Genomic DNA, 1,557 nt, shown 5'->3' on the forward strand with positions numbered 1-1,557 from the left:
CGGACGATCAAGACAGATGTCCGAATGCAGCAGGACCAGCACAATTCCAAGGATGTCCTGATACAGACGGCGACGGTATCCCTGACGTAGACGATGGTTGTCCAACCGTAAAAGGACCAATTGAAAACAACGGTTGTCCATGGGAAACTAAAGACGTTACTTTCAGATTAAAAAATATCAACTTTGAATTTAACAGTTCTAAATTAACAGCAGAATCTTTACCATTAGTAAAAGATGCAGCTAAATTATTAAAAGATGAAAGTTTTGATGGTAAAAAATTCTTTGTAGACGGACATACCGACAGAGTAGGATCTGTAGCCGTAAATAATAGAATATCAAAACAAAGAGCACAATCCGTAGTTAACGAATTAGTTAATGAAGGTGTAGAAAAAGATAGATTGATAGCTAGAGGCTTTGGAAAAACAGAATTATTATGTAAACAAGCAGATATCAATACTAAAAAAGACGAAGAAGGAAATATACTATATCCTGACCAAGAATCTTGTGATAGATCTAATAGAAGAGTGGTAGTTTTAGATCAAGCAGGAGATAAAGTTTCCGTAACAAAAGAAGTGAAAATTAAGAAATAATTGATCTACAAATAAAAAAACCATCCTTATTAGGATGGTTTTTTTATATATTGGAATAGAATTTGTTTAGTAGAATAAAATAAATCATAGTAGTAAGAAATTAATATGAAAAAATTTAAATTATTGATTACAATAGGAGCTGTTATAATGGCCATTGTAACTAAAGCTCAAAATACTACAGAAAAGTGGTATGTAGGGATAGGGATGCATGCTACTGACCATACGTCAGTGCGTGGTATCTTTGACGGATATTTTGATACCGATGATTATAGTTTTTCTTTTCCATTATCAAAATTAACTGTAGCAAGAAGTATTGGTAAAAACTTTGCCGTTGATTTACAAGCTTCAATAAGTGATATGGATAACAAAAGATTAAAAATAAAAGACGAATTTTTTGTTTTAGCAGGTTTAGGTCTTAGATTTACTCCACTTAGTGAGTCAAAATCATTAAGATGGCTAGACCCATATGTGAGAGTAGGTGCAAACTATCACAAATATTCTTATAAAGGAATTAAAATTGTTGAGGATGACCCATCTACTCACTTAGACGCTTATGATGATGATTATAACTCAGATAAAAATTATAAGTTAGGAGGTAAATTTACAGGAAAAGATGATATGTTTGTGTTAAACGGTGGTGTAGGTATTAACTTTTGGTTTACCAGAAACTTTGGTTTAAACATAGAATCTCAATATAACTGGGTAACTAATCAATCAAAAGATTATTCTGACTTCTTTCAACACTCAGCATCTTTAATATTTAAATTTGGAGCTAAGAAAGAACAACCATTACCACCACCTCCGGTAGCACCGAGTGATAGAGATGGGGACGGTATTCCAGATGATCAGGACAGATGTCCGGATACACCGGGATTACCACAATTCCAAGGATGTCCTGATACAGATGGAGACGGTATTCCGGACGATCAAGACAGATGTCCGAATGCAGCAGGACCAGCACAATTCC

2 protein-coding genes are annotated in these 1,557 nt (G+C 34.2%); both read left to right on the forward strand.

Features of this window, described 5'->3' with window-relative positions; translation table 11 throughout:
- Positions 1–590: OmpA family protein (locus GFU93_RS04285; RefSeq protein ID WP_160567533.1), on the forward strand; the 590-nt coding region annotated here is incomplete at its 5' end.
- Positions 591–713: 123 nt separating this feature from the next.
- Positions 714–1,557: thrombospondin type 3 repeat-containing protein (locus tag GFU93_RS04290; RefSeq protein WP_160567535.1), on the forward strand; the 844-nt coding region annotated here is incomplete at its 3' end.

The sequence above is a fragment of the Apibacter sp. B3546 genome (assembly GCF_009827885.1).
Lineage (GTDB): Bacteria > Bacteroidota > Bacteroidia > Flavobacteriales > Weeksellaceae > Apibacter.